The 23,413-nt window shown below is 39.1% G+C and carries 21 protein-coding genes, 3 tRNA genes, 1 pseudogene and 1 riboswitch; of the genes and pseudogenes, 20 read left to right on the top strand and 5 right to left on the bottom strand.

What is annotated here, in order from left to right; all coding sequences use genetic code 11:
- Positions 1-115: 115 nt before the first annotated feature.
- The 6 genes from NGR58_RS00985 to NGR58_RS00960 all read left to right on the top strand — a co-directional run bounded on the left by NGR58_RS00985 (position 116) and on the right by NGR58_RS00960 (position 4,036).
- Positions 116-1,102: a ribose-phosphate diphosphokinase gene (locus NGR58_RS00985; RefSeq protein ID WP_258087868.1), complete on the top strand. Its 987-nt coding sequence runs from the start codon at positions 116-118 to the stop codon at positions 1,100-1,102.
- 66 nt (positions 1,103-1,168) lie between these two features.
- Positions 1,169-2,113: a nucleoside hydrolase gene (locus NGR58_RS00980; RefSeq protein ID WP_258087867.1), complete on the top strand. Its 945-nt coding sequence runs from the start codon at positions 1,169-1,171 to the stop codon at positions 2,111-2,113.
- A 127-nt stretch (positions 2,114-2,240) separates the two neighbouring features.
- Positions 2,241-2,540 (top strand): 30S ribosomal protein S6, encoded by a 300-nt coding sequence (gene rpsF, locus NGR58_RS00975; RefSeq protein WP_115471450.1) that lies wholly within the window; start codon positions 2,241-2,243, stop codon positions 2,538-2,540.
- 71 nt (positions 2,541-2,611) lie between these two features.
- Positions 2,612-3,163, top strand: coding sequence for a single-stranded DNA-binding protein (gene ssb, locus NGR58_RS00970; protein ID WP_075268982.1), 552 nt, complete (start codon positions 2,612-2,614; stop codon positions 3,161-3,163).
- Positions 3,164-3,217: 54 nt separating this feature from the next.
- Positions 3,218-3,460 carry a 30S ribosomal protein S18 gene (rpsR, locus tag NGR58_RS00965; RefSeq protein WP_002828737.1) on the top strand — a complete coding sequence of 81 codons (243 nt, stop codon included), beginning with the start codon at positions 3,218-3,220 and terminating at the stop codon, positions 3,458-3,460.
- A gap of 102 nt (positions 3,461-3,562) precedes the next feature.
- A complete protein-coding gene (locus tag NGR58_RS00960; protein WP_258087866.1) occupies positions 3,563-4,036 on the top strand; it encodes a hypothetical protein in 474 nt (157 codons plus the stop codon).
- A gap of 166 nt (positions 4,037-4,202) precedes the next feature.
- On the opposite strand, the gene NGR58_RS00955 is transcribed toward NGR58_RS00960, so the two are convergent.
- A tRNA-Lys gene (locus tag NGR58_RS00955) sits at positions 4,203-4,275 on the bottom strand.
- A 110-nt stretch (positions 4,276-4,385) separates the two neighbouring features.
- A tRNA-Lys gene (locus NGR58_RS00950) sits at positions 4,386-4,458 on the bottom strand.
- A 125-nt stretch (positions 4,459-4,583) separates the two neighbouring features.
- Positions 4,584-4,686, top strand: a riboswitch (purine riboswitch).
- A 77-nt stretch (positions 4,687-4,763) separates the two neighbouring features.
- Between NGR58_RS00950 and guaB the strand changes: the two genes are divergently transcribed.
- Positions 4,764-5,915 carry an IMP dehydrogenase gene (gene guaB / locus NGR58_RS00945; protein WP_258087865.1) on the top strand — a complete coding sequence of 384 codons (1,152 nt, stop codon included), beginning with the start codon at positions 4,764-4,766 and terminating at the stop codon, positions 5,913-5,915.
- A complete protein-coding gene (locus NGR58_RS00940; RefSeq protein WP_258087864.1) occupies positions 5,915-6,805 on the top strand; it encodes an IMP dehydrogenase in 891 nt (296 codons plus the stop codon). The genes guaB and NGR58_RS00940 overlap by 1 nt, the downstream gene beginning before the upstream one ends.
- A 57-nt stretch (positions 6,806-6,862) precedes the next feature.
- Here the strand turns inward: NGR58_RS00940 and NGR58_RS00935 are convergent.
- Positions 6,863-6,935 (bottom strand) — tRNA-Lys (locus NGR58_RS00935).
- A gap of 251 nt (positions 6,936-7,186) precedes the next feature.
- Here NGR58_RS00935 and yycF point away from each other — a divergent pair.
- The 6 genes from yycF to NGR58_RS00905 all read left to right on the top strand — a co-directional run bounded on the left by yycF (position 7,187) and on the right by NGR58_RS00905 (position 14,277).
- On the top strand, positions 7,187-7,891 hold the full coding sequence (yycF, locus tag NGR58_RS00930) for a response regulator YycF (protein WP_115470670.1): 705 nt from the start codon (positions 7,187-7,189) through the stop codon (positions 7,889-7,891).
- Positions 7,892-7,967: 76 nt separating this feature from the next.
- Complete coding sequence (gene walK / locus NGR58_RS00925; RefSeq protein WP_258087863.1) at positions 7,968-9,851, top strand: cell wall metabolism sensor histidine kinase WalK; 1,884 nt, start codon at positions 7,968-7,970, stop codon at positions 9,849-9,851.
- Positions 9,838-11,163 (top strand): YycH family regulatory protein, encoded by a 1,326-nt coding sequence (gene yycH / locus NGR58_RS00920; protein ID WP_258087862.1) that lies wholly within the window; start codon positions 9,838-9,840, stop codon positions 11,161-11,163. The genes walK and yycH overlap by 14 nt, the downstream gene beginning before the upstream one ends.
- Positions 11,164-11,982, top strand: a complete 819-nt coding sequence (yycI, locus tag NGR58_RS00915) for a two-component system regulatory protein YycI (RefSeq protein WP_258087861.1) — start codon at positions 11,164-11,166, stop codon at positions 11,980-11,982.
- 171 nt (positions 11,983-12,153) lie between these two features.
- The gene (locus NGR58_RS00910; RefSeq protein ID WP_258087860.1) at positions 12,154-12,954 is read left to right on the top strand and encodes an MBL fold metallo-hydrolase; all 801 of its coding nucleotides are present in this window, start codon (positions 12,154-12,156) and stop codon (positions 12,952-12,954) included.
- Between the two features lie 105 nt (positions 12,955-13,059).
- The gene (locus NGR58_RS00905) at positions 13,060-14,277 is read left to right on the top strand and encodes a S1C family serine protease (RefSeq protein WP_258087859.1); all 1,218 of its coding nucleotides are present in this window, start codon (positions 13,060-13,062) and stop codon (positions 14,275-14,277) included.
- 331 nt (positions 14,278-14,608) lie between these two features.
- On the opposite strand, the gene NGR58_RS00900 is transcribed toward NGR58_RS00905, so the two are convergent.
- Positions 14,609-15,046, bottom strand: coding sequence for a DUF1934 domain-containing protein (locus tag NGR58_RS00900; protein ID WP_258087858.1), 438 nt, complete (start codon positions 15,044-15,046; stop codon positions 14,609-14,611).
- 103 nt (positions 15,047-15,149) lie between these two features.
- Here NGR58_RS00900 and NGR58_RS00895 point away from each other — a divergent pair, with 103 nt between their 5' ends.
- The 6 genes and pseudogenes from NGR58_RS00895 to NGR58_RS00870 all read left to right on the top strand — a co-directional run bounded on the left by NGR58_RS00895 (position 15,150) and on the right by NGR58_RS00870 (position 23,246).
- Positions 15,150-16,532: an HD domain-containing protein gene (locus NGR58_RS00895; protein WP_258087857.1), complete on the top strand. Its 1,383-nt coding sequence runs from the start codon at positions 15,150-15,152 to the stop codon at positions 16,530-16,532.
- A 9-nt stretch (positions 16,533-16,541) separates the two neighbouring features.
- A complete protein-coding gene (locus NGR58_RS00890) occupies positions 16,542-17,378 on the top strand; it encodes a Cof-type HAD-IIB family hydrolase (RefSeq protein WP_258087856.1) in 837 nt (278 codons plus the stop codon).
- Between the two features lie 79 nt (positions 17,379-17,457).
- Positions 17,458-18,045, top strand: a complete 588-nt coding sequence (gene rpoE / locus NGR58_RS00885) for a DNA-directed RNA polymerase subunit delta (RefSeq protein WP_258087855.1) — start codon at positions 17,458-17,460, stop codon at positions 18,043-18,045.
- A 174-nt stretch (positions 18,046-18,219) separates the two neighbouring features.
- Entirely contained in the window at positions 18,220-19,830 is a 1,611-nt protein-coding gene (locus NGR58_RS00880) for a CTP synthase (RefSeq protein WP_258087854.1), read from the top strand.
- A 321-nt stretch (positions 19,831-20,151) separates the two neighbouring features.
- Positions 20,152-21,414: a UDP-N-acetylglucosamine 1-carboxyvinyltransferase gene (locus NGR58_RS00875; RefSeq protein ID WP_258087853.1), complete on the top strand. Its 1,263-nt coding sequence runs from the start codon at positions 20,152-20,154 to the stop codon at positions 21,412-21,414.
- 294 nt (positions 21,415-21,708) lie between these two features.
- Positions 21,709-23,246 (top strand): annotated as a pseudogene (locus NGR58_RS00870) (DEAD/DEAH box helicase).
- A gap of 72 nt (positions 23,247-23,318) precedes the next feature.
- Here NGR58_RS00870 and NGR58_RS00865 read toward each other — a convergent pair.
- The gene (locus NGR58_RS00865) at positions 23,319-23,411 is read right to left on the bottom strand and encodes an IS3 family transposase (RefSeq protein WP_407077141.1); all 93 of its coding nucleotides are present in this window, start codon (positions 23,409-23,411) and stop codon (positions 23,319-23,321) included.
- Between the last annotated feature and the right edge of the window lie 2 nt (positions 23,412-23,413).

The raw sequence follows: 23,413 nt of genomic DNA, 5'->3' as shown, positions 1-23,413 counted from the left end.
TAAGTTGATTGTCATGTTGGTCGGTTAATAATGGATTGAAGAATACGTTGAAAAACGGTACAATAAGATTATTAAAGACTGGAATACGCACGTGAATGTGTCTATGGAGGAAAGCATGTCAACTTATTCGGATCCACATTTGAAAATATTTTCATTGAGTAGCAATCAACCATTAGCGGAAAAGATTGCTGCTGCTGTTGGTGTGGAACTATCGAAAATCAATATCGCCCGATTTAGTGATGGGGAGATTCAAATAAATATTGAAGAATCTGTCCGTGGGGATAATGTTTATATTATCCAACCAACATCAGCACCAGTTAATGACAGTTTGATGGAACTGTTGATTATGATTGATGCATTACGTCGAGCAAGCGCACGTTCAATTAATGTTGTGATGCCTTATTACGGTTATGCACGTCAGGATCGTAAAGCTCGTTCTCGTGAACCAATTTCAGCAAAATTGGTTGCTAACATGCTAGAGATGGTTGGTGCAACACGGGTATTAGCACTTGACTTGCATGCATCACAAATTCAAGGATTCTTTGATATCCCTGTTGATCACATGACTGGTGCGCCATTGTTGGCTGATTACTTAATTACCACGGGCATCGCTGATAATAATACTGTGATTGTATCTCCTGATCATGGTGGTGTTACTCGTGCACGTGCCTTGGCAGAATTATTAGGTTCACATGAACCAATCGCAATTATTGATAAGCGTCGGCCAAAGGCTAATGTTGCGCAAATTATGAATATTATTGGTGATGTTAAGGGTAAGCGTGCCATCATGATCGATGATATGATCGATACTGGTGGTACCATTACGCAAGGTGCTCAAAAGTTGAAAGACGAAGGGGCTGCCGAAGTATATGTGGTTGCAACACACGCAGTCTTCTCAGGTAAAGCTGTGGAGAATTTGCAAAACTCAGTATTTGAAAAGGTAATTGTGACGGATTCAATTAATCTACCAGAAGAAAAGAAGTTCCCTAAGTTGGTTCAAGTTTCTACTGCAGAATTAATTGGTGAAGCAATTAAGCGCATTAATGAGAACAAGGCTGTTTCACCTTTGTTTAAGACACGCTTTCACCGGACATCTGACTAAGAAAGAAAATGATTCGTTGTTCTAGCAAAGTTTAGAGCAACGTTTTTTTATAAGAGGGGTAATGTAATGGCAAAAAAGAAGATGATTTTAGACCTAGATACCGGTGTTGATGATGCGTTGGCATTAGCTTATGCATTAGCAACACCCGATGCTGATTTAATTGGTGTGGTATCCTCATTTGGCAATACCCAAGTTGAAACTGCTGCACAAAACACCTTGAAGCTATTAGAGCTACTAGGGAAATCGGATGTACCAGTTTTTGTTGGGGCGGCACACTCTTCAACCACTGATAATTTTGAGACCATGCAGGTGTCAATGGATATTCATGGTAAAAATGCAATTGGGGACGTTGATTTACCAGATCCTAAGACAACCCCAGCAACAACATCAGCGGTTGATTTCCTGATTGCATCGGCTCATCAATATGCTGATGATTTGGTTGTGGTACCAACTGGTCCATTGACTAATTTGGCTGCGGCTTTTAAGAAGGATCCGCAAATAGCTGATTTGATTGGTAACATTACGTTAATGGGGGGCGCGCTTGTTGTGCCAGGAAATGTGACGTCATACACTGAAGCAAACATTAACCAAGATCCTAAAGCGGCTGACTATGTGTTTAAGCATGCTAAACATCTGGTAATGGTTGGACTAGACGTTACCTTACAGACCTTGTTAACAAAACAGGAAACGCAACAATGGCGTGATTTAGGGACTGAAAAGGGACGTGTTTTTGCAGACATTTTTGATTATTATATTGATGCTTACTACAATTTAGATATTAATAAAGCTGGGGCAGCCTTACATGATCCGCTAGCAGTGGGTGTGGCAGTCGACCCAAATTTTGTGACGCTATTACCACTCAACATGATGGTAGATGTTAACGATGGTCGAACGATTGGTGATCCTAGCCGCTTGCGTGACCCACATAAGAATAACTATGTCGCCGTCGAGGTTGATGAACCGTTTTATTTGGAGCGCTTCATGAATTATACATTAGCAGTATTATCGTAATTAATGCATAGCTAAGGCTTGCAAAAAGCTTTTTTGTCGTGTATTATAAGTGTTTGTGAGTTATCACTTATTGATAGCTTTCCTTGCCGGCAGGTAGTCGGCCATAGACCAAAAGGAGGAATATATAATGGCATACGAATTAACATACATTATTCGCCCTGACATGAATGCTGACGCTAAGAAGGCATTGGTTGAGCGTTTTGACAAAGTGTTGTCAGATAATGGTGCTACGGTGGTTGAGTCAAAGGACTGGTCATCACGTCGTTTTACTTTTGAAATTGCAGGTTACCGTGAGGGTCTTTACCACGTGGTTACGTTTACTGCAGAAGATGACGCACCAGTTAACGAATTCGATCGTTTGGCTAAGATCTCAGAAGATATCTTACGTCACATGGTTGTAAAGCGTGAACTAGCATCAGCTGAGTAATTTTTAAAAATTACATTAATTTAATAAAATTTAGTGACTAGGTCTAAGGACCTTGAAAGGAGGCTTTCCATATGATAAATCGTGTTGTTCTGGTTGGTCGTTTGACACGTGATGTTGAATTACGCTATACGACTTCTGGTGCTGCTGTTGGTTCATTTACAATTGCCGTCAATCGACAATTTACAAATGCTAACGGTGAGCGTGATACCGATTTTGTTAATGCTGTCATTTGGCGTAAGTCAGCAGAGAATTTTGCTAATTTTACATCAAAAGGTTCGTTAGTTGGTATTGAAGGCCGTATTCAAACTCGTAATTATGAAAATCAACAGGGACAACGTGTTTATGTCACGGAAGTAGTTGTTGATAATTTCTCATTGTTGGAAAGCCGTGCTGAAAGTGAAGCGCGCCGTTCTCATAATGGTTCAAATAATACGAATAATTTTGGTGGTGGACAACAGCGCAGTCAAGGGAATTTTAATTCTTCAGCGTCACAAAATCCATTTGGTGCACCAGCATCAAGTGGTAATGTGTTCAATGGCAGTTCAGCTAGTTCACAATCATCAAATGATCCTTTCAGTGGTGGTCAAGAGATTGATATCTCTGACGATGATCTACCATTTTAAATTATTAACAACAAGATTGTCTAACGACATCATTCTATCAGGAGGAATTTAATCATGGCACAACAACGTCGTGGTGGCGGACCTCGTCGCCGTCGTAAGGTTGACTTTATCGCAGCCAACCACATTGAATACGTGGATTATAAAGATACTGAATTGTTGGAACGTTTCATTTCAGAACGTGGTAAGATTTTGCCTCGTCGTGTAACTGGAACTTCAGCAAAGAACCAACGCAAGGTTACGACTGCTATTAAGCGTGCTCGTATCATGGGTCTTTTGCCATTCGTTGCAGAAGACTAATTGCATATAAAAAACCGAGACAGAAATGTCTCGGTTTTTTTGCCCCGTTTTAATCGATTTTACGAGTACTGTCAGTTATAATACCAATACAAGGGGGAGATTATGAAAAAAATATTAATGTATATCTTAGTATTTGTTGTAGGTGTCGTCCTAGGTGGGGTAGGCGTTCATTACGTTTCGGATTACCAAGCTGATAAATCTGAGGATCAGTATGAATCAAGTTATAGTGAATCACGTGCTTCATCACTAAAGCAGAATTCAAGTAGTTCTTCTGTAAGCAGTCAAAGCAATGACACACAAAATAGTAGCTCTGTCGCATTGCCTTCACAAGAAGCAGTCACTAAGCGTGTAAGCGATGATCTTGATAAATTTATTAAAGAGCAGAAGGATGATTTGATTAAGACAGCGTCTGTTGAAGATGCAGTTGATGCCTTTGAGGATTCATATGTTGATACGTATGAAGAAGAGTTGCAAGCCAAGTATCCAGGTGATACTAATGAAGATAATATTGAACATTTGATTGATACAGCAGAAGCGACGGTTAATGTGCAACAAAAGATTTCAGATAATAAGTAATCAAAACTAATTTATTTTAGACTGGTACAAAGGAATGTGTACCAGTTTTTTTAGTATGCAAGTAGTGACATAGGCAAGAGGTTTTGCGAAGAGTAAAAAGGTTATTATGAATGATTTTTAGGCACAAAAAAGGGGAATGACCTAACAGTCATTCCCTTTAAAGTAGTGGACAAGCAGGGGCTCGAACCCTGGACCCACGGATTAAGAGTCCGTTGCTCTACCAACTGAGCTACTTGTCCAAGTGAATTAATTGTCTCGCAACAACAAATAATAATATATCATATAATAAGTATATACGCAAGTGTTTTTTAAAATAAAAAAAGACTGATTTAATATCAGCCTTTACTAGTGGACAAGCAGGGGCTCGAACCCTGGACCCACGGATTAAGAGTCCGTTGCTCTACCAACTGAGCTACTTGTCCAAATGAATTAATTGTCTCACAACAACAAATATTAATATACCATATGAAACATAGGTATGCAAGAATTTTCTTTATAAAAAATTTGTTCTTGCATTTTTCTGGAGATGATTAAAATCATTTGATAAATAAATATGAATTACCTTGTAGATTTAATCGTTAGATAAATGGGCTAACAAGTTTCTACCGCCTACCCAATAATAGGCGACAATCCACAACTGTTTAGTAAAACTGTCAATCTTACTAGCATTTGTTGGATTCTATAAAATCTTACAAATGCTTTTTTTATATAAAAAAATGGAGGAAACATGGCTGAATATAGTATTGCAAATAAATTTGTACCAATGGGGTTAACCTTTCAAGACGTTATGTTACCAATTAGTTATGCGGATGATCAAGAAGATGGGCTATCTATGAAAACAATTCTTACGCCAACGCTGAAGTTAAATCAACCAATCTTATCGGCTGCGATGGATACGGTCACAGAATCGACAATGGCAATTGCTTTAGCGAAGCTTGGTGGTCTCGGTGTGATTCACAAAAATATGTTGATTGCGGATCAGGCAGCTGAGATTCGTTTCGTGAAAGAAGCGCCTGTAGATTTAAATAGTGACGTCAATGCAGCTGTTGACCAACAGGGGCGTTTATTAGTTGCTGGTGCCGTTGGTGTCACATCAAATACTCTTGAACGTGTTGAAAAATTAGTGTCAGCTGGTGCAGATGCAATTGTACTTGATTCAGCTCATGGACATTCGGCAGGGGTCTTACGTAAGATTCGTGAAGTTCGTGATGTTTTTCCTGAAATTAATATTATTGCCGGTAATGTTGCCACAAAAGCTGGGGCAATTGCGTTATATGAAGCTGGTGCAGATGTGGCTAAGGTTGGCATTGGCCCTGGATCAATTTGTACAACACGGGTGGTTTCTGGGGTGGGGGTTCCCCAAATTTCAGCAATAGCCGCTGCAGCAGAAGCTGCCAAAGAATATGGGAAAGCCATTATTGCTGATGGTGGTGTCAAAACATCAACAGATATGACGAAAGTTATTTTAGCTGGTGGCCACGTGATTATGTTAGGGTCAGTTCTTGCAGGTACTTTGGAAACTCCTGGTGAGGTATTTACGGATAAAAAGAGTGGGCGCCGATTCAAAGCCTATCGAGGCATGGGATCAATTGCTGCCATGCAGAATGGATCAAAAGATCGTTATTTTCAAGGCGAAGTTAACGAGGCCAATAAGATGGTACCAGAAGGCATTGAAGGGCAGACGATGTACAAAGGCACGTTACTTGATGTGTTGCAGCCATTATTAGCAGTGGTAGCCAAAAATTTGATTAATGGTGGGTTTCACGCTATCTCACAAGCTGCTAAGAATGGTCGCCTGATAGCTATGACAGATACACAAGATTATGCCAGCGTGCCACAGAATGTTCGAATCATACAAAATAAGGAGGAACTTGTATAATGTTTAGCCATAATGGACTAGGACTTGATGGGGTCTTACTGGTACCGAGTGCATCGGATGTATTACCCAATGAGATTGATATTAGTGCCCAAGTTGCTAAAAATATTAAATTATCAATTCCGGTTATTGGGGCAACAAAATTTGCAACATTATCAAGAGCCATCAAGTTTGCTGAAGCGGGTACTCTGGCGATATTACCAGAACACTTATCAACGCCCGAAAACGTGGCAACCATTAAGCAGATAAATAACCATTATTTAGTTGGTACATCAGTAATGGCTAATGATCAATTAATGATAACGGTTAATGAACTGGTCCAAGCCGGGACGGATGTGATTCAAATTTTACCTACGGCCGATCAAAAACTTTTAGGAAATAATATTATTGATATTAAACATAGGCATACAGCATTGCCGATATGGGCTGGCCCAATAAATGATTTGGAAATTGCAAAGCAATCATTATTAGCAGGTGCAGACACGGTTATTATTGGAACAACAACTAGTCAGCCATTGCATCATACGCTTACCACTGTTATGAATTTTGTAGAACAAGCGGCCAAGTTTGATAAAAGTGTTATTCTTGGTTCGAATATTCAATATACTGGTGATGTGGTTAAGACATTAGCTGCTGGTGCGGTGGCGACGATGATTGATGAAAAATTGATTACCGATAGTATTTCTGATAATCTTTTTCAAATTAGTGGTGGTTTGCGATCAGGCATGGGGTACACTGGATCAGAGAATGTTGAAACGTTACGTCAAAAAGCACAGTTTGTACAAATTACTTCAGCTGGTTTAGCTGAAAGTCACCCGCATGATATTGCATCAATTAAGGATGCGCCAAATTACCATCATGGCTCAGTTAGAACGAATGGTGGTAAAGGTTAATAACGATAATTAGTAAAAAACCGTCGGAATAAAAATCCCGACGGTTTTCAATATTAGTGGACAAGCAGGGGCTCGAACCCTGGACCCACGGATTAAGAGTCCGTTGCTCTACCAACTGAGCTACTTGTCCAAGTGAATAATGCTGTTTCGCAACAACGAATAACAATATACCATCTGTGAAAAAATAAAGCAAGTGATAAATGGGAAAATGCTATTATTTTTGGCACAGTCAGTAGCTTTGACGATGGAAAATATGTTAAAAGTTAGGGTTGTTGGGCCGCTTTTATTGTTTTTTTAAATTTTTGATAAAGTATTATTTTGGTAAAACCTACTTGCATGATATAATATCAAGCAGAGACCCACTCCTGGGAGGATATAGTGATGAGTAAAATATTGGTCGTAGATGACGAAAAGCCTATCTCAGATATTATAAAATTTAATTTAACTAAAGAAGGTTATGATGTCGCTGTGGCGATGGATGGTCGTGAAGCTTTAGATTTATTTGAGAGTGAGGAACCAGACTTGGTTTTGCTTGATCAAATGTTACCTGAAGTTGAAGGAACTGAAGTATTACGTCAAATTCGGACAAAATCTCAGACACCGGTGATTATGGTTACTGCTAAGGATTCGGAAATTGACAAAGTGCTTGGATTAGAAATGGGTGCAGATGATTACGTCACAAAGCCTTTTTCAAATCGAGAATTATTGGCGCGAATAAAGGCTAATTTACGTCGCCAATCACCAGTTTCTGGTCAATCAGGTCAAATCGACGATAGTAGTGATATTAAAATCGGTGCATTAACTATCCACCCCGATGCCTATATGGTTTCTAAAAACGGACAAGATATCGAATTGACCCACCGTGAATTTGAATTATTGCATCATTTGTCAAAACATATTGGACAAGTTATGACACGTGATGACTTACTACAAACGGTATGGGGTTATGATTATTTTGGTGATGTACGTACAGTAGATGTTACCGTACGACGTATTCGTGAAAAAATTGAAGAAACCCCAAGTCATCCACAAATTTTGATGACACGTCGAGGTGTTGGTTATTACCTGAAAGCTTCAGAAGAATAGATCATTAAATTAAAAGGCTAGTGCCTTGCCGAATGGCATGGACTAGCCTTTTTTGTAATTAAGAAAGGCAATATTTATGCAAAGTAGTCGCAGATGGCGTCGCTTTTTTTCATCCATTCACTTTAAAATTGCACTAGTATTTACGCTAACATTAATTGTTACATTGGAATTAGTGGGTGCTTTTTTTGTGCGCCAATTAGAACAGCAAAGTTTAGCATCTTTTCGTGATCAAATTGCCTTGCCTGCGTATGTTGATGACTCTTTGACACAACAGTTAGCTAGTAATAGCCAATCGAAAGTGAACCAGAATGTGCATACAATTCTGAATTCGACGAACAACGCTGCGATTTCAGAGGTTCAAGTTTTTGACACGGCGGGGGTATTACGCGGAACCGATGATGTCAATAATCAAGATGAAATTGGCCAAAAGACAACTGATAAAAATATTAAGGCAGCTATTAACGGTAATAAATATCAGAAAAATCCCATTGTTACTAATAATGGGACACGTTATCAGTTAGTTGTTAAACCGCTGGTTAGTACAGTCAACGGAGAAAGTAACGTGGTTGGTGTCGTTATTGTGCGTGCTAGCCTAGAGTCGGTTTACGATAATTTGACGAAGATATCATACATTTATTTTGCTTCGTTAGTTTTCGCAGTTGTTTTGGGGATTATTATGGCGATCTTTATTTCGCGTAGTATTACACGACCAATTGCTGAAATTAGTGCCAGAACGGCGAAAATTGCCCAAGGAGATTATTCTGGTGGTATTGTGGTTCGCACAAATGATGAAATTGGTAAGTTAGCGCAAGATGTGAATGTCTTAGCTGAACGAATCGAAGAAACGACTAATTCGATGGATTTTGAACGTCGACGTCTAGACTCTGTTTTGGAACACATGACTGATGGGGTCATTGCCACGGATCGACGCGGTAATATCAATATTATCAATATTGCTGCTTTACGGATGACAGGTATATCAGAAAATAAAACGGCTAATGGACGCTCAATTTTGGACGTTTTACGTATTGCTGATAAATATAGTTTACGCGATTTGTTAGATAATCGACATGAGTTGTTATTAGATTTTAGTACTGATGAACATCCATTGATGATTCGAGCATACTTCAGTCTGATTGAACGGTCATCTGGCTTCATTTCAGGATTAGTGATCGTACTGCATGATGTCACGGAACAACAACGTACTGAACGTGAGCGCCGCCAGTTCGTTTCTAATGTTTCACACGAATTACGGACACCGTTAACTTCTGTTAAGTCATATGTTGATGCCTTACAAGATGGCGCAGTGGATGATCCTGAAATTGCTCATAGTTTCCTTCATGTTGCTCAGGATGAAACAACTCGTATGATTCATATGATTAATGATTTACTAGAATTGTCGCGTATGGATTCAGGGACAATGAAGATTGAGGAAGAGTATATTAATATTGCCGAATTGTTTAATTACATTTTGGATCGTTTTGATATGATTATTGCCAATGATGATAAGCCGGAAAAATATTATACGATTAAGCGTATGATTCCTCAGCTGCAAATATGGGTAGAAATTGATACGTCGAAATTCACGCAGGTTATTGATAATATTATGAACAATGCGATTAAGTATTCACCTGATGGTGGTGTTATTACTGCTCGCTTGGAAGATCGTGATAGTGAAGTTGTTTTGAGTATTACTGATCAAGGTTTAGGTATTCCAAAGGCAAACATGAAACAAATTTTTGATCGCTTTTTCCGTGTTGATAAAGCACGCTCTAGAGCACAAGGCGGTACCGGACTTGGATTGGCTATCTCAAAGGAAATTATCGAGCGCTTTGGTGGTCGCGTATGGGTAGAATCAACTGAAGGTGAAGGTTCAACATTTTCAATTGCGTTACCATATGAGCCATACGATGAATTAGATGATGAATGGGACGATGGTGCTTGGGATGAAGAAGAATAAGCAATGGCGAGTTAATATTAGATATTTCAGGCAACGCTATGGTGTGATTATTGCTTTGATTATTGCGATACTGATCAGCATATTCCTATCGATTCAATTATGGTATAGTCCTGGTCAGTCTACGAAGCAACAAAGAGCTAATGAAGCGGCCCAAGAAAATGCGACTGGTGAAAACTTAACAAGTGTTTATAGCATTTCGCAAATGGTTTTCAATCAATCAGACAAAAAAATCAGTGTGATTGATTATCGGACGTTATATGCCAAAATTGTTGATCGTGTAAAAAATTGGGATGCTGGCTATAAATCGAGCGAGGTCTTAAAAAAACAAAATTATCTTGATTCGCTTTCTCAAGAAAAGTCAATTGTGATGACCTTTCCCGATGCGGTTTCTGGACATGTGATCAAGTCTATTTTTGGTAAGCATATCAAGCTAGCTAATAATGCAACGGTTAATCATGTGCAGGTGCCGCAAGGTGATAGTAATAAATTCTATTTTTACGATGATCGACATCGTAAACGATATACTTATCAAATTTCAAATGCGCCAAAAAAGTTGCAACATCTAAAACCAGGCAAAAAGACGGCTGACGTCAGTTACCAGTGGATTGGTAAACATGTGATGGCGGCCACAACAACGTCGGTTAACTTGCAAAGTTACAGTTATTTACTAGATGTCGACAGTACGGTGTCAAGATTGACCAAACTGTTTTCAGATGGTGGTACGCGTGATGTTAACAATGGTCAAGAAATTTTAACGTATTCGAACGGTGATAACCGCCGGATGCAACATAACATAACAACGGGGCTTATTAATTACGATGCTTATAATATTAATCGTAATGTAAACAGTCTCAGCCAGCGACAAAATGAAGGCTATCGCTGGTTGCTGCGGTTGCATCAAAATGCCGATAATTTATATTATTTTGAAGAACACAACAAAGGCCAAACTTTAACCTATCGTTTGTTTGTTAATGGCTTGCCAATTTTTGGCCAGACAACGTATGGGACTGTACGCGTCAAACAATTACCTAATAACCATGAACGAATTGGTATGTCGCAATATTCATTGCGGGTACCACTGCCGACGGATCAAAAAAACCAAGTTAATCTTGAGCCGATGACCGATGCAATGACCAAATTACAAAGCGTTGGTGTCTCTAAGGATGATATTGAGCAAATGACAATTGGCTATCGTTGGCAATTAGACACGGATAATCAAATAGTTACATTGCACCCAGAATGGTGCTTTGAACAAGGCCATGTTTGGCGGTCAGTCAATGATCAAGTTAAAAGTGAGCAGGGAGGTCATTAAATGGATTTTAAAAAAGTCTTAGCGGCCTTCTTGTTAGTATTCGTTGCGGTAGATATTTTTCTAGGTGTGCAGTGGGTGCAGGAATATCCATTTAGTGATAATCGTACGACTGACCAGCAAATACTAGATGAAATGAGTGATGATGGGATTTCCTATGGCAAGTTGTCACAGAATCGCCATACGGGTTCGTATTTGGCAGGTAAAAGTGGTAAACAAGAACTTGCTAATCAGCAAAAAGAGTTGAAGTCAGGTTGGCAATCATTATTTTCAGATGACCAATTGGTAGTCATACCAGCCACAGATGTGCAATTAGGTACGGATGAAGATAGCGATCGTGTGGCTTTAGATAAATTAGTTGCTAAAGATAATCGGGTTATTAAAGGTGATGAGTATCAATATAGTCAGAAGATGACCGAACTTGTGCGGGCTAAAGAAAATACGGCCTCAAAGCTTTATGCTTATGTGGAAAAAGTGCCGTCAGATAACCACAATCTTGTGACTAATCAGGCGCAAATCGTTTTTGAAGTTGATAGTAAGCATCGTCTACAAAAATACGAGCAGCAATATGTTAATCAATTGCAGTTCTTACGAGATGATATGCAATTAATTTCTGAGAAACAGGCCCTGATTAATTTATATCAATACAATGAATTACCTAATAATAGTACGGTTAAATTGTCAAAATTAGGTTATGCGCCATTAACAACAGTCAAAGATGATATTATTTTTATCCCTGTCTGGCAATTTCTGGTAGAAACCAGTAATAAAGAAACGACCCTGATTACTGTTAATGCAATAAATGGGTCGATTATGAAATAAATATTCCATCACGTGTTAGAATATAACTTATAGTGGAATCATAGATGAAAAGCGCGTTGACATCGTTGTCTTTTCTTGGTTGCCCGTAATCTCACAGAAATTAGTGGATTGCGGGCTTCTAAGTATACTTTGACAAGAGACGTCGTATTTTCATTTAGTAAGGAGTTAGGAATGGCGAACGATTTTAAAGTATCAATGTTAGCATCTGGTAGTAAAGGTAATGTGACGTTTATTGAAACGCCACAGCATAATATACTGGTGGACGCAGGATTATCTGGTAAGAAAATAGCTGGTTTGATGGCTCAGATAGGACGGTCCCTGACAGATGTGGATGCTTTGTTTGTGACCCATGAACATAGTGATCATATTGCAGGCGTTGGTGTTTTGGCCCGTAAATATGGTATGGATATTTATGCTAATCAAAAGACATGGGCGGCCATGCAGAATAAGATTGGTAAAATCAATCCAGATCAGATGCAATTATTTGAGCCAGGACGAACGAAATTAATGGGGGACTTGGATATTGAGAGTTTCAGTGTATCTCATGATGCGGCTGACCCACAATTTTACGCCTTCCACCATGATAATAAAACGTTTGCTATGTTAACGGATACCGGGTACGTGAATGACCGGACGATTGGTGTGATTAAAAATTCGGATGCTATTCTAATGGAAGCCAACCATGATTATGAAATGTTACGCATGGGCAGTTATGCTTGGCCATTGAAACAACGTATTTTGAGTGATCAAGGTCATTTGTCTAATGAGGATGGTGCATTAGCTTTGACCCAAATTCTTGGTAATCGTACAAAACATGTCTATTTAGGACACTTAAGTCAAGAAAACAACCAAAAACCACTGGCGCACTTAACCGTACAATCAGTATTAGAGGAACACGATTTTGGTGTTGATCATGATTTCGGTTTATTAGATACGGATCCGTCCGTTGCAACGCAATTGATTCAAATATAGATAGATCACCACGAGTTAAGGCGATTTAAAGGGGAATGGCCTAAGATTGTGGTTACATAGACAAACAAAAGTTAAAACAGGAAACATAAGATACGGGGCATAAATATGAAATTATCATCAGGAACAAAAGTTGTGGTAATGAGTGTCGTCGCTGGATTGATTGGTGGGGGAGCTGCTGCCGGGGGTGTGACATATTTTTCACAGGACAACCAGGCAGCCGAAACGTCTAGTAAGACAACTGCTGTCAAAGTGAACGACAATAATGTTAAAGGAACTTCAAGTGCGACTAAGGCATTTAAAAATGTCTCTGGTGCGGTCGTTTCAGTTATTAATCTACAAAAACAGCAGTCGCTACAGTCAGGTACGTATGGTAATATAACTGGTGGCTCGTCTGATAGTGATTCGTCTGATCTTGAGACGGCTTCAGAAGGTTCAGGTGTTATTTATAAAAAGAATAATAACACGGCCTACATTGTGACGAATAACCATGTTGTTTCGGACTCAAATGCTATCCAAGTCTTATTGAGTGATGGTACAAAGTTAACGGCTAAATTAGTAGGTACTGATGAACAAACTGACTTGGCAGTGTTAAAAGTGTCAGCAAATAAAATCAAGGAAGTTGCAGATTTTGCGGATTCGTCTAAGGCAGAGGCTGGACAATCAGTACTGGCCATTGGTTCACCACTTGGTTCTGACTATGCAACGTCAGTAACAGAGGGAATCGTTTCAGCAACAAAACGACAAGTTGATGCCACTGATGAGAGTGGTAATTCATTAGGAAAAGCAACCGTTTTGCAAACTGATGCGGCGATTAACCCTGGAAATTCAGGTGGTCCGCTAGTTAACTTGGCTGGACAAGTAGTTGGGATTAATTCAATGAAATTAGCATCTTCAGAAGATGGGACATCTGTTGAAGGGATGGGTTTTGCAATTCCTTCAAATACGGTCGTGAACATTATTAATGAGCTAGAGAAGAATGGTAAGATTGAGCGGCCGGCCTTAGGGGTTTCAATGGTTGATTTGAGTAATGTTTCTACGAGTGATCAAAGTGATGTTTTGCATTTGCCTGCTAGCGTATCAGGTGGTGTTGTCGTGGTTGACACTGAGAAAAATTATCCAGCAGCGAATGGTGGCTTGACCCAATATGATGTGATTACCAAGGCTGATGGTAAGAGTGTCGATAATTCAGGTGAGCTCCGTGATGTGCTGTATAAACACAAAATTGGTGATTCCGTTAAGTTAACTTACTACCACGGTGGTAAGGAAAAGACGGTGACGGTGAAATTGGATAAATCAACGAGTTCGCTAAGTAACAACCAATAGATAACAATAAAATGTGAGAAAGGTATGAACAAATTCATACCTTTTTTATTTTGTAAACAAAACGAAATTTTTATGTAACACAAATGAAATGGTGATTGTTTATATTATAAATATCCGCTTTTGTTAGTGGAATTCATTACTCCCCAAAGTATATGAAAAATTACATAGTTCCCCAAACTATGTATCCCCCCTTCGCTGGTTGCGATAGTAGCCGGCGGTGGACCATCGCTGCGTTCCCCCTCTTGCACGATGGTCTTTTTTTTATCCAAAAAAGTCGTTTACAAAAGATAATTTGACTAGATGTCAATTTTTTTGTAAACGACTTTTCTTTTTATGATTGTATATTTAATGTCAGTTGGTATTGGCCAATGACTGCCTGGTTATTTAACAAAGTGTATGCAACAATTAATTTGCCATAAGGGTGATCGGATGTGATTTCATTGCTTAATTGGTCAGTTTTGACTGAAATAGGGATATTTCCCTGTGATGTTAGGTAATGTGATTGGAATTCTTGGCCAGGAACAAAGTGTAGTTGCACATCCGTGAAATCATTATGCCGATGTAGCAATATATCGTCGCTTTGTGATATTTTAAAAGTGGCAGGTGTTGCGACACCTTGCTGATGCTCAGTATAGCGTATGTACAGGGCATTCGTCGTGAGAGTTAATTTACCAGTTTCCTCAAAGTTAAAAGTTTCCACTTGGTCATCTTGTGTGATTTTGGTTGATAGGGAAATGGGTGTTGACCATGTTTTTCTCATAGGTTGCATATAAAACTCCTTAGAATATGATTGTTTCAGTCCATTATACAGGCTTTAATAGGGTATAATATAATAAAAATATGTATTATTCGTCAGAATTAGAAAGGAAATCATGACGCAATTTATTAAAACAGGTTCAGAAAAGGTTTTTAGGGATCCCGTGCTGAATTCAATTCGGGTAAAAGATCAAGTCATTCTTGAGTTAATTGGGACGTCTGAATTTCAACGTCTGCGCCGAATAAAACAATTAGGGGTCGCTGGCGCTGTTTTTCATGGTGCCGAACATTCACGCTTTTCACACTCGCTTGGTGTTTATGAAATCGCAAGAAGGTTTTCTGAACATTTAGAACGTTTTTATCCTTCACAAGAACCAGGGGATGGCTTATGGGATGTTAATGAACGGTTAGTTTTGTTGTGTGCTGCCCTATTACATGATGTTGGTCATGGACCATATTCACATACGTTTGAGCATATTTTTAATACCGATCATGAAGCTTATACGCAAGCAATTATTCTATCACCTAGTACCGAAATTCATCAGGTGTTAGTCCGAGTAGCACCTGACTTTCCTGAAAAAGTTGCTAGTGTTATTGCAAAAACTTATCCTAATCCGCAAGTTGTGCAATTGATTTCGAGTCAAATTGATGCCGATCGAATGGACTATTTATTGCGGGATGCTTATTATTCTGGTGCAACTTACGGCCAATTTGATTTGTCGCGGATTATTCATGTTATGCGACCATATACAGGGGGCATTGCCTTTGATGAAAAGGGGTCTTATGCCATTGAGGATTATGTCGTCTCGCGTTATCAAATGTACGTACAAGTTTATTTTCATCCAGTATCGCGTTCTTTTGAAGTACTGTTACAACACTTATTAGAGCGTGCGAAATTTGTCTTTGATGAAGGCCAAAAAGATTCACGTGTTAATACGGATTTTATTTCACCAACCCTACAACCATTATTTGCTGGTAACTTAACCTTGCAACAGTATGTGATGCTAGATGATTCTTTGATGCTAGCAAATATCAGTGCTTGGCGATATGCAGAAGATGCCATCTTGGCTGACTTAGCTATCCGTTTTATTGATCGTAAACCACTGAAATCCATTGTTATTACTGATGAATCTAAAAAGTTATTACCAACAATTAAGCAGTTGATTAACTCGGCTGGGTTTGACACCAGGTACTATACAGCTGAGAATGATAGCTTCGATTTACCGTATGATGCTTATAATCCAAAGGACAAAAAGCCGCGGACACAAATCGAGCTCATGCAATTAGATGGTTCTTTAACTGAGTTGTCAACGCAAAGTGCGTTGGTTGAAGCGATGACCGGTCGGATTTTTGGAAATGCACGCTTCTTTTTCCCACGAGAAATGCTCGTGCAGCATGCTGTAGATGATATTATGGCGCCAATATATGCGGATTTTCAACGTTATGTACATAATGAAACGTTAGTTGATCCATCAAACGATGAATTAAAAGAGGAGTAGTTTTGAATCATGGGGATTAAGTTAATTACGATCGATATTGATGATACGTTAGTGAATTCTGATAAGCAGATTACGGCACGTGTCAAACATGCACTGCAAAAAGCCACGAATCAAGGAATTAAAGTCGTATTAGCAACGGGTCGCCCACTTGCGGGAGTACAAGATTATTTAACAGAGCTGGCATTAGCTGATCAGTCGGATCAATTTGCGATTACCTATAATGGTAGTGTTGTTCAAACAACATCTGGTGAACAGATTGGCGGTCATGAACTATCTTTGGCTGACTATAAGAAATTTAAAGCTATTGCTGATAAATTTCACTCTTATATTCAAGTGGAATCTTTATCTTATGCCATTACGGCTAACACGATGGTGAATCGGTTTGCTAATGGTGAAAATAATATGGTACGTATGCCCCTAAAATTTCAACCGATGGCTGAAATGACTAAAGATGAACATTATGTTAAATTTATGTTCATTGATACGGCAGAAAAAATTGATGAAATTGCTGATAATATGCCGCAAGATTTAAAAAATGAATATTATATTGTCAAATCAACACCTAATTTTTTAGAAGTGATGCATAAAGAATCAACAAAAGGGAATGGCTTACAATTGTTAGCTAATAAATTAGGTATTGATATAAGCGATACGATGGCAGTAGGAGATCAGTATAATGATTTAACGATGATTGCAGCAGCTGGTACAGGTGTGGCAATGGCAAACGCCGTACCAGAAGTGAAGGCAACCGCGGATGTGATGACAACTTCGCAAAATGAGGACGGGGTCGGATTGGCTGTAGAAAAATGGGCTTTGAACCAATCTGTCCCAGAATTAGAAAATTAAAAGTAAAAGCATTTGCCGAAATGACAGAAATATTGTAATATTAGACATTGAGTAAGACCGCGAAAGGACGTGCAGTGATTTGGCATTAACACAATTTGACGACCAAAATAAGGATGAGCTTTCAATGATTGAAGTTGCTCGTGCAATTTTGTCTGACCGTCATGAAACCATGGGATTTAATGACTTGTTGAATGAAGTACAGGCATTTACAGGTAAGTCGGATGAAGAAATTCGGACGCGCTTATCACAATTTTATACTGATTTGAATATTGATGGTTCATTCATTTCATTGGGTGACACAATGTGGGGACTGCGTTCGTGGTACCCAATTGACTCAATTGATGAAGCTGTTCATTTGGATCTAGAAGAAGAAGTTGAAGGCAAGCCTAAGAAAAAGAAGAAGCGTAAGAAGATTAACGCATTCTTGGCTGATGCGGATGACGATGATGACGTTATTGATTACAATGACGATGATCCTGAAGATGACGACTTCGATGTTGCGGATACTGACGATGATGACAGTACTGACGATGACGATGATGATGACAAGAAAGATACCGATGGTGATTTTAATCATGATGAGGTTTCTGGTGGACTTGGTGACGAAATTAGTGGCATCAAGACCAACGTAGATGATGACTACGGTTCAGGTGATATTGAACATTAATCATCAATTAATTAATTGACAAAAATGGGATTTTCATGTATTGTTAAATTCCGGGCTCTTGTATTAAATACAAGGCGTAATCAAAGTTGATTAATGCTCCCAACGCTACCATAAGCATTGGGAGTTTTTTTATTTTTTGTTGGCATTGGCATAGAACTCGGAGGATATATTTATATGACGGCTAAATACATCTTTGTTACTGGTGGTGTGGTTTCATCATTAGGAAAAGGTATTGTTGCAGCATCACTAGGACGGTTATTAAAAAATCGTGGTTTTAAAATTGCGGTACAAAAATTTGATCCGTACATCAACATTGATCCAGGGACCATGTCACCATATCAACACGGTGAGACATTCGTCACTGAAGATGGATTGGAAACAGATTTGGATTTGGGTCATTATGAACGTTTTATTGATATTGACTTAAACAAATATTCAAACGTGACATCAGGACGTGTATATTCAGAAGTTCTTGCAAAAGAGCGTCGTGGTGATTATGATGGCGCAACTGTCCAAGTTATCCCACATATTACGAATGCTTTAAAAGAAAAGATGATGCGTGCAGCTGAAACAAAGGATGCCGATATCGTAATTACCGAAGTTGGTGGAACGGTCGGTGATATTGAGTCGTTGCCATTTATTGAAGCATTGCGACAAATGAAGCGAGAAGTAGGCCCTGAAAATGTGGCTTATATTCACACTTCATTAATTCCATACTTGCGTGCAGCAGGTGAGATGAAGACAAAGCCAACCCAGCACTCTGTCGCTGAATTGCGCTCATTAGGTATTCAACCAGATATGTTAGTGGTTCGTACGGAGCAACATATCACGAAGGGTATGCGTGATAAGCTAGCATTGTTTACTGATGTGGCACCTGAAGCAGTGATCGAGTCATTAGATGTTGATATTTTGTACGAAGTTGTCTTGAACATGCAAAAGCAGGGGATGGATGATGTTGTTTTGAAGCGCTTGGGACTTTCAGCACCAGCAGCCGACCTAACGGAATGGCGTGGTATGATCGATAAAATTCGTAATCTTAAGAAGAAAATCAAGATTGCACTTATTGGAAAGTACGCTGATTTACAGGATGCTTACATTTCAGTTAATGAAGCTTTGCGCTCTGGTGGTTATGCAGTCGACGCTGATGTGGAAATTAGTGCGATCAATTCTGAAAACGTGACGTCTGAAAATGTGGCTGAAGTGCTTGCAGATGCCGATGGTGTGATGATTCCTGGTGGCTTTGGATCACGAGGAACTGAAGGTAAGATTGCGGCTATTCAATATGCCCGTGAAAATAATTTACCATTCCTTGGTGTTTGCTTAGGTATGCAATTAGCAACTGTCGAATTTGCTCGTCACGTATTAGGACATGCTGATGCTAATTCTATTGAGTTAGATGAAAATACAGATGCACCAGTTATCGCTTTGATGAATGGTCAGAGAGAAATTACAAATCGTGGTGGTACCATGCGTTTGGGATTGTACCCTGCCTCATTAAAGGAAGGTAGCCTAACCAAGAAATTGTATGGTGATCAAGCAGAAATACAAGGTCGTCACCGTCATCGTTATGAATTTAATACAGCATACCGTCAAGAGTTTGAGGATGCAGGAATGATTTTTGCTGGAACTTCTCCTGATCAGAGTTTGATGGAAATTATCGAGATACCTGCTAACGACTTCTTCGTAGCAGCACAATATCATCCAGAGTTAACATCACGTCCAAATCGCCCAGAACCTTTGTATGCTGGATTTATTAAGGCTGCTTTGAATCATAAAGAAAAATAATTTTAAAAATGATTGATAATTTTAATTATCAGTCGTTTTTTTTAGGTTATTATAGTATTCAGTTGTTATAATAGTTTAAGTAGTTGTTCTTGAAGAAGTTTGTTTCTCTATTTATGATTTTTTCGAGTAAAAAAGATAAATAAGCGACATCTTATTGTAATTTAATTGTAACTACTGTAAACTTGTTTAAGTGTATTGTTAGCAATGGTGACCGACCATTATCGTTTGGCGATAGTCAAATGATTAATAACAATGAAAAATTTTGAATGAATGGACCTTAATAAAGGATGATAGAGTAAAAACTCTAAAAGGATTGATAAAATGAAGAAGTTGGTAATCCATGGTGGACGACGGCTCAGTGGTGAAGTAACCATTGGTGGGGCAAAAAACTCAACTGTTGCACTAATCCCAGCAGCAATTTTAGCTGAAACACCTGTGAAATTTGATAGTGTACCTGATATTTTAGACGTTTATAATTTACAAGCTATTTTGAATTCAATGAATGTCACGTCTACATTTGAAGGCGGTGAATTAATGATTGACCCAACTGATATTGTTGAGTCTGAATTGCCATCAACAGCAATTAAATCATTAAGAGCATCTTATTACTTTATGGGATCTTTATTGGGTCGTTTTGGACGAGCAACCGTAACATTCCCGGGTGGTGATAATATTGGGCCACGTCCAATCGATCAGCATATCAAGGGCTTTGAAGCCTTAGGGGCAACAGTTCATGAAGAAAACGATACTGTATTTATTAATGCAGAGAACGGATTAAAGGCCGCTCGTATTTTCTTGGACGTTGTCTCAGTAGGTGCCACAATGAATATTATTATGGCAGCTGTACACGCTGAAGGAACAACAGTATTAGAAAATGCTGCTCGCGAACCAGAGATTATTGATCTGGCTACTTTTTTGAATAATATGGGTGCGCAAATTCGTGGTGCCGGAACTGACGTTATTCGCATTACAGGGGTTGAACACTTAGAGTCTAAGAACACACATACGATTATTCCAGATCGTATTGAAGCTGGTACATATCTTGCTTTGGCAGCCGCTCAAGGAGATGGTGTGCTAGTTAAAAATGTTATTCCTGAACACTTAGAGTCATTTACAGCAAAATTGTTGGAAATGGGTGTTAAACTGGATGTTCGTGAAGATAGTATTTATGTTCCAAAGTCAGTTGATTTACAGCCGATCCATGTTAAAACTGCACCTTTCCCAGGGTTTGCGACTGATTTACAACAACCAGTTACGCCACTATTGACGTTGGCTGGTGGAACAAGTGTGATTCAAGAAACAATTTATCCAGAACGCACACGTCATATACCAGAACTACAGAAGTTAGGTGTTGACATTTCTAACAATACCTATGGAAAAATTGAAGTTACACAATCAAGTAATTTTCATGGTGCCCGGGTATCTGCTGCCGAAATTCGCGCGGGTGCTTCGTTAGTTTCAACGGGATTAATGGCTGATGGGGTTACTGAAGTGGTTAATGCAGAGCACGTTTTGCGTGGTTATGATCATATTATCCATAAGCTAACAATGTTGAATGCAGACATTCAAATTGCAGAAGAATAAAGCATATTTAAAAATGTAAAGAATGAGATGTTGTGCAAGAAGTTAGACATTGGTCTAGTGAAAGCGTACACATTTTGTTTTTTACATTTTTTTTAACAAATAATTCAAAAAAATAGCCTTAATGGTTGCTAATTACCTATTATCAGGATAAACTAGATAAGTTACAAAAATAGAGGACGATTACTAATAGTAAACGCAGTATGGACGCCGGATTGTGTTTAGTTTATTGTTATGTTGATAAGTTCACGATATTGAAGAACGATTGTTGCGGCAATCGTTACCGGAGGAAAAATTTTGAAGTTTTCAGAGTTAGGTCTTACGAAAGACCTGTTAACGGCCATTGAAAAGCATGGCTATGTAGAAGCAACGCCAATCCAGGAAAAAACAATTCCCTTGACTATGGCTGGTAAAGACGTTATTGGTCAAGCACAAACGGGAACTGGAAAAACAGCAGCGTTTGGGTTGCCAATCTTAGAGATGATTGACAATGAAAATAAAGATGTGCAAGCATTGGTTGTCTCACCAACCCGTGAATTAGCCATCCAGACACAAGAAGAATTATTTAAATTAGGACGTGATAAGCACGTCCGTGTACAGGCCGTCTTTGGTGGTTCAGATATTCGTCGCCAAATTAATGGGCTGAAGCATGGGGCTCAAATTGTTGTTGGAACACCTGGCCGTTTAATTGACCACATTCGTCGTGGCACGATTAATTTATCACATGTTAAGACATTAGTTTTGGATGAAGCTGATGAAATGTTGAACATGGGATTCTTAGAAGATATTGAATCAATTTTGAAGGCCGTTCCTGATGAGCGTCAAACATTGTTGTTCTCAGCAACAATGCCTGCAGCAATCAAGCGCATTGGTGTGCAATTTATGACTGATCCTGAGCACATTCAAATTGCTGCTAAGGAATTGACAACTGACTTAGTTGATCAATATTACGTACGTGTCCGTGATTTTGAAAAGTTTGACGTACTAACTCGTATTTTGGATGTACAACAACCAAAACTAGCGATTATGTTCGGACGTACTAAGCGTCGTGTTGATGAATTAACACGCGGATTAACTTTGCGTGGTTTTGACGTTGCTGGTATTCATGGTGACTTAACACAACAGAAGCGTACCCAAGTTTTGAAGCAATTCAAGAATCGTGAAATTCGTATTTTGGTCGCTACTGATGTTGCTGCTCGTGGTCTAGATGTTTCGGGTGTTGATTACGTTTACAACTTTGATATTCCACAGGACTCAGAATCATATGTCCACCGTATTGGTCGTACTGGTCGTGCCGGTGCTCATGGTAATTCTGTAACCTTTGTAAGCAATTCAGAGATGGATTACTTAAAGGATATCGAAAAGCTAACCAAGAAGCGTATGCAACCATTAAAGCCTTATACTCGTGAAGAGGCTTTGGCTGGTCGTATGAACGTAGCAGCCGATTCAGTAGCTGACATTGTCAAGTCAACTTCTGGCGTTGCTAATTCAGAACAAGTTGACAAATTAGTTGAGCAATATGATGCTAAAGACTTAGCAGCTGCTTTGTTAGGTGCTGTTGCTAATGTTGAGCAGATGGATGCTGACTTTAAGTTGTCACATGAACGTCCATTACCACACAAACATGGTAATTTCCGTGGTGGCCGTCGTGGTGGCGGACACCGTGGCGGTGGTGACCATCGTCGTGGTGGTGGTTATCGTGGTAACCGTGGTCAACGCGAGCGTCGTTCGTATGATCGTGGCTCACGCAATGGTTCAGGTGATCGCTCACAACGTGGTCATTCAGGGCTTCACGTCGCCAATCACGTAATTTTGTGATTAAAAATAACGACTAATTAATATAGTTTAAGAATAAAAGGTTGAGACAAAAAGTGTCTTGAACTGAACCCCAAAAATTGGAGAGAAGTTTAAGCAACTAGCTGGTCGGAAAGATTTCGGTATTGAACCGGAGTTTTTCCGGCCAGTTTTGTTTTAATCCGTTTATTATTGTAGTAATAGATAT

The sequence above is a fragment of the Weissella fangxianensis genome (assembly GCF_024718545.1).
GTDB classification, from domain to species: Bacteria; Bacillota; Bacilli; order Lactobacillales; family Lactobacillaceae; genus Weissella; species Weissella fangxianensis.
The sequence above is the reverse complement of the archived record's forward strand: the minus strand, read 5'-3'. Positions and strand labels throughout refer to the sequence as shown.

Bases quoted from the DNA above. Each gene is read 5' to 3' on its own strand.
- NGR58_RS00985 (WP_258087868.1), top strand. From the start codon at position 116: ATGTCAACTTATTCGGATCCACATTTGAAAATATTTTCATTGAGTAGC.
- NGR58_RS00980 (WP_258087867.1), top strand. From the start codon at position 1,169: ATGGCAAAAAAGAAGATGATTTTAGACCTAGATACCGGTGTTGATGAT.
- rpsF (WP_115471450.1), top strand. From the start codon at position 2,241: ATGGCATACGAATTAACATACATTATTCGCCCTGACATGAATGCTGAC.
- ssb (WP_075268982.1), top strand. From the start codon at position 2,612: ATGATAAATCGTGTTGTTCTGGTTGGTCGTTTGACACGTGATGTTGAA.
- rpsR (WP_002828737.1), top strand. From the start codon at position 3,218: ATGGCACAACAACGTCGTGGTGGCGGACCTCGTCGCCGTCGTAAGGTT.
- NGR58_RS00960 (WP_258087866.1), top strand. From the start codon at position 3,563: ATGAAAAAAATATTAATGTATATCTTAGTATTTGTTGTAGGTGTCGTC.
- guaB (WP_258087865.1), top strand. From the start codon at position 4,764: ATGGCTGAATATAGTATTGCAAATAAATTTGTACCAATGGGGTTAACC.
- NGR58_RS00940 (WP_258087864.1), top strand. From the start codon at position 5,915: ATGTTTAGCCATAATGGACTAGGACTTGATGGGGTCTTACTGGTACCG.
- yycF (WP_115470670.1), top strand. From the start codon at position 7,187: ATGAGTAAAATATTGGTCGTAGATGACGAAAAGCCTATCTCAGATATT.
- walK (WP_258087863.1), top strand. From the start codon at position 7,968: ATGCAAAGTAGTCGCAGATGGCGTCGCTTTTTTTCATCCATTCACTTT.
- yycH (WP_258087862.1), top strand. From the start codon at position 9,838: ATGAAGAAGAATAAGCAATGGCGAGTTAATATTAGATATTTCAGGCAA.
- yycI (WP_258087861.1), top strand. From the start codon at position 11,164: ATGGATTTTAAAAAAGTCTTAGCGGCCTTCTTGTTAGTATTCGTTGCG.
- NGR58_RS00910 (WP_258087860.1), top strand. From the start codon at position 12,154: ATGGCGAACGATTTTAAAGTATCAATGTTAGCATCTGGTAGTAAAGGT.
- NGR58_RS00905 (WP_258087859.1), top strand. From the start codon at position 13,060: ATGAAATTATCATCAGGAACAAAAGTTGTGGTAATGAGTGTCGTCGCT.
- NGR58_RS00900 (WP_258087858.1), bottom strand. From the start codon at position 15,046: ATGCAACCTATGAGAAAAACATGGTCAACACCCATTTCCCTATCAACC.
- NGR58_RS00895 (WP_258087857.1), top strand. From the start codon at position 15,150: ATGACGCAATTTATTAAAACAGGTTCAGAAAAGGTTTTTAGGGATCCC.
- NGR58_RS00890 (WP_258087856.1), top strand. From the start codon at position 16,542: ATGGGGATTAAGTTAATTACGATCGATATTGATGATACGTTAGTGAAT.
- NGR58_RS00880 (WP_258087854.1), top strand. From the start codon at position 18,220: ATGACGGCTAAATACATCTTTGTTACTGGTGGTGTGGTTTCATCATTA.
- NGR58_RS00875 (WP_258087853.1), top strand. From the start codon at position 20,152: ATGAAGAAGTTGGTAATCCATGGTGGACGACGGCTCAGTGGTGAAGTA.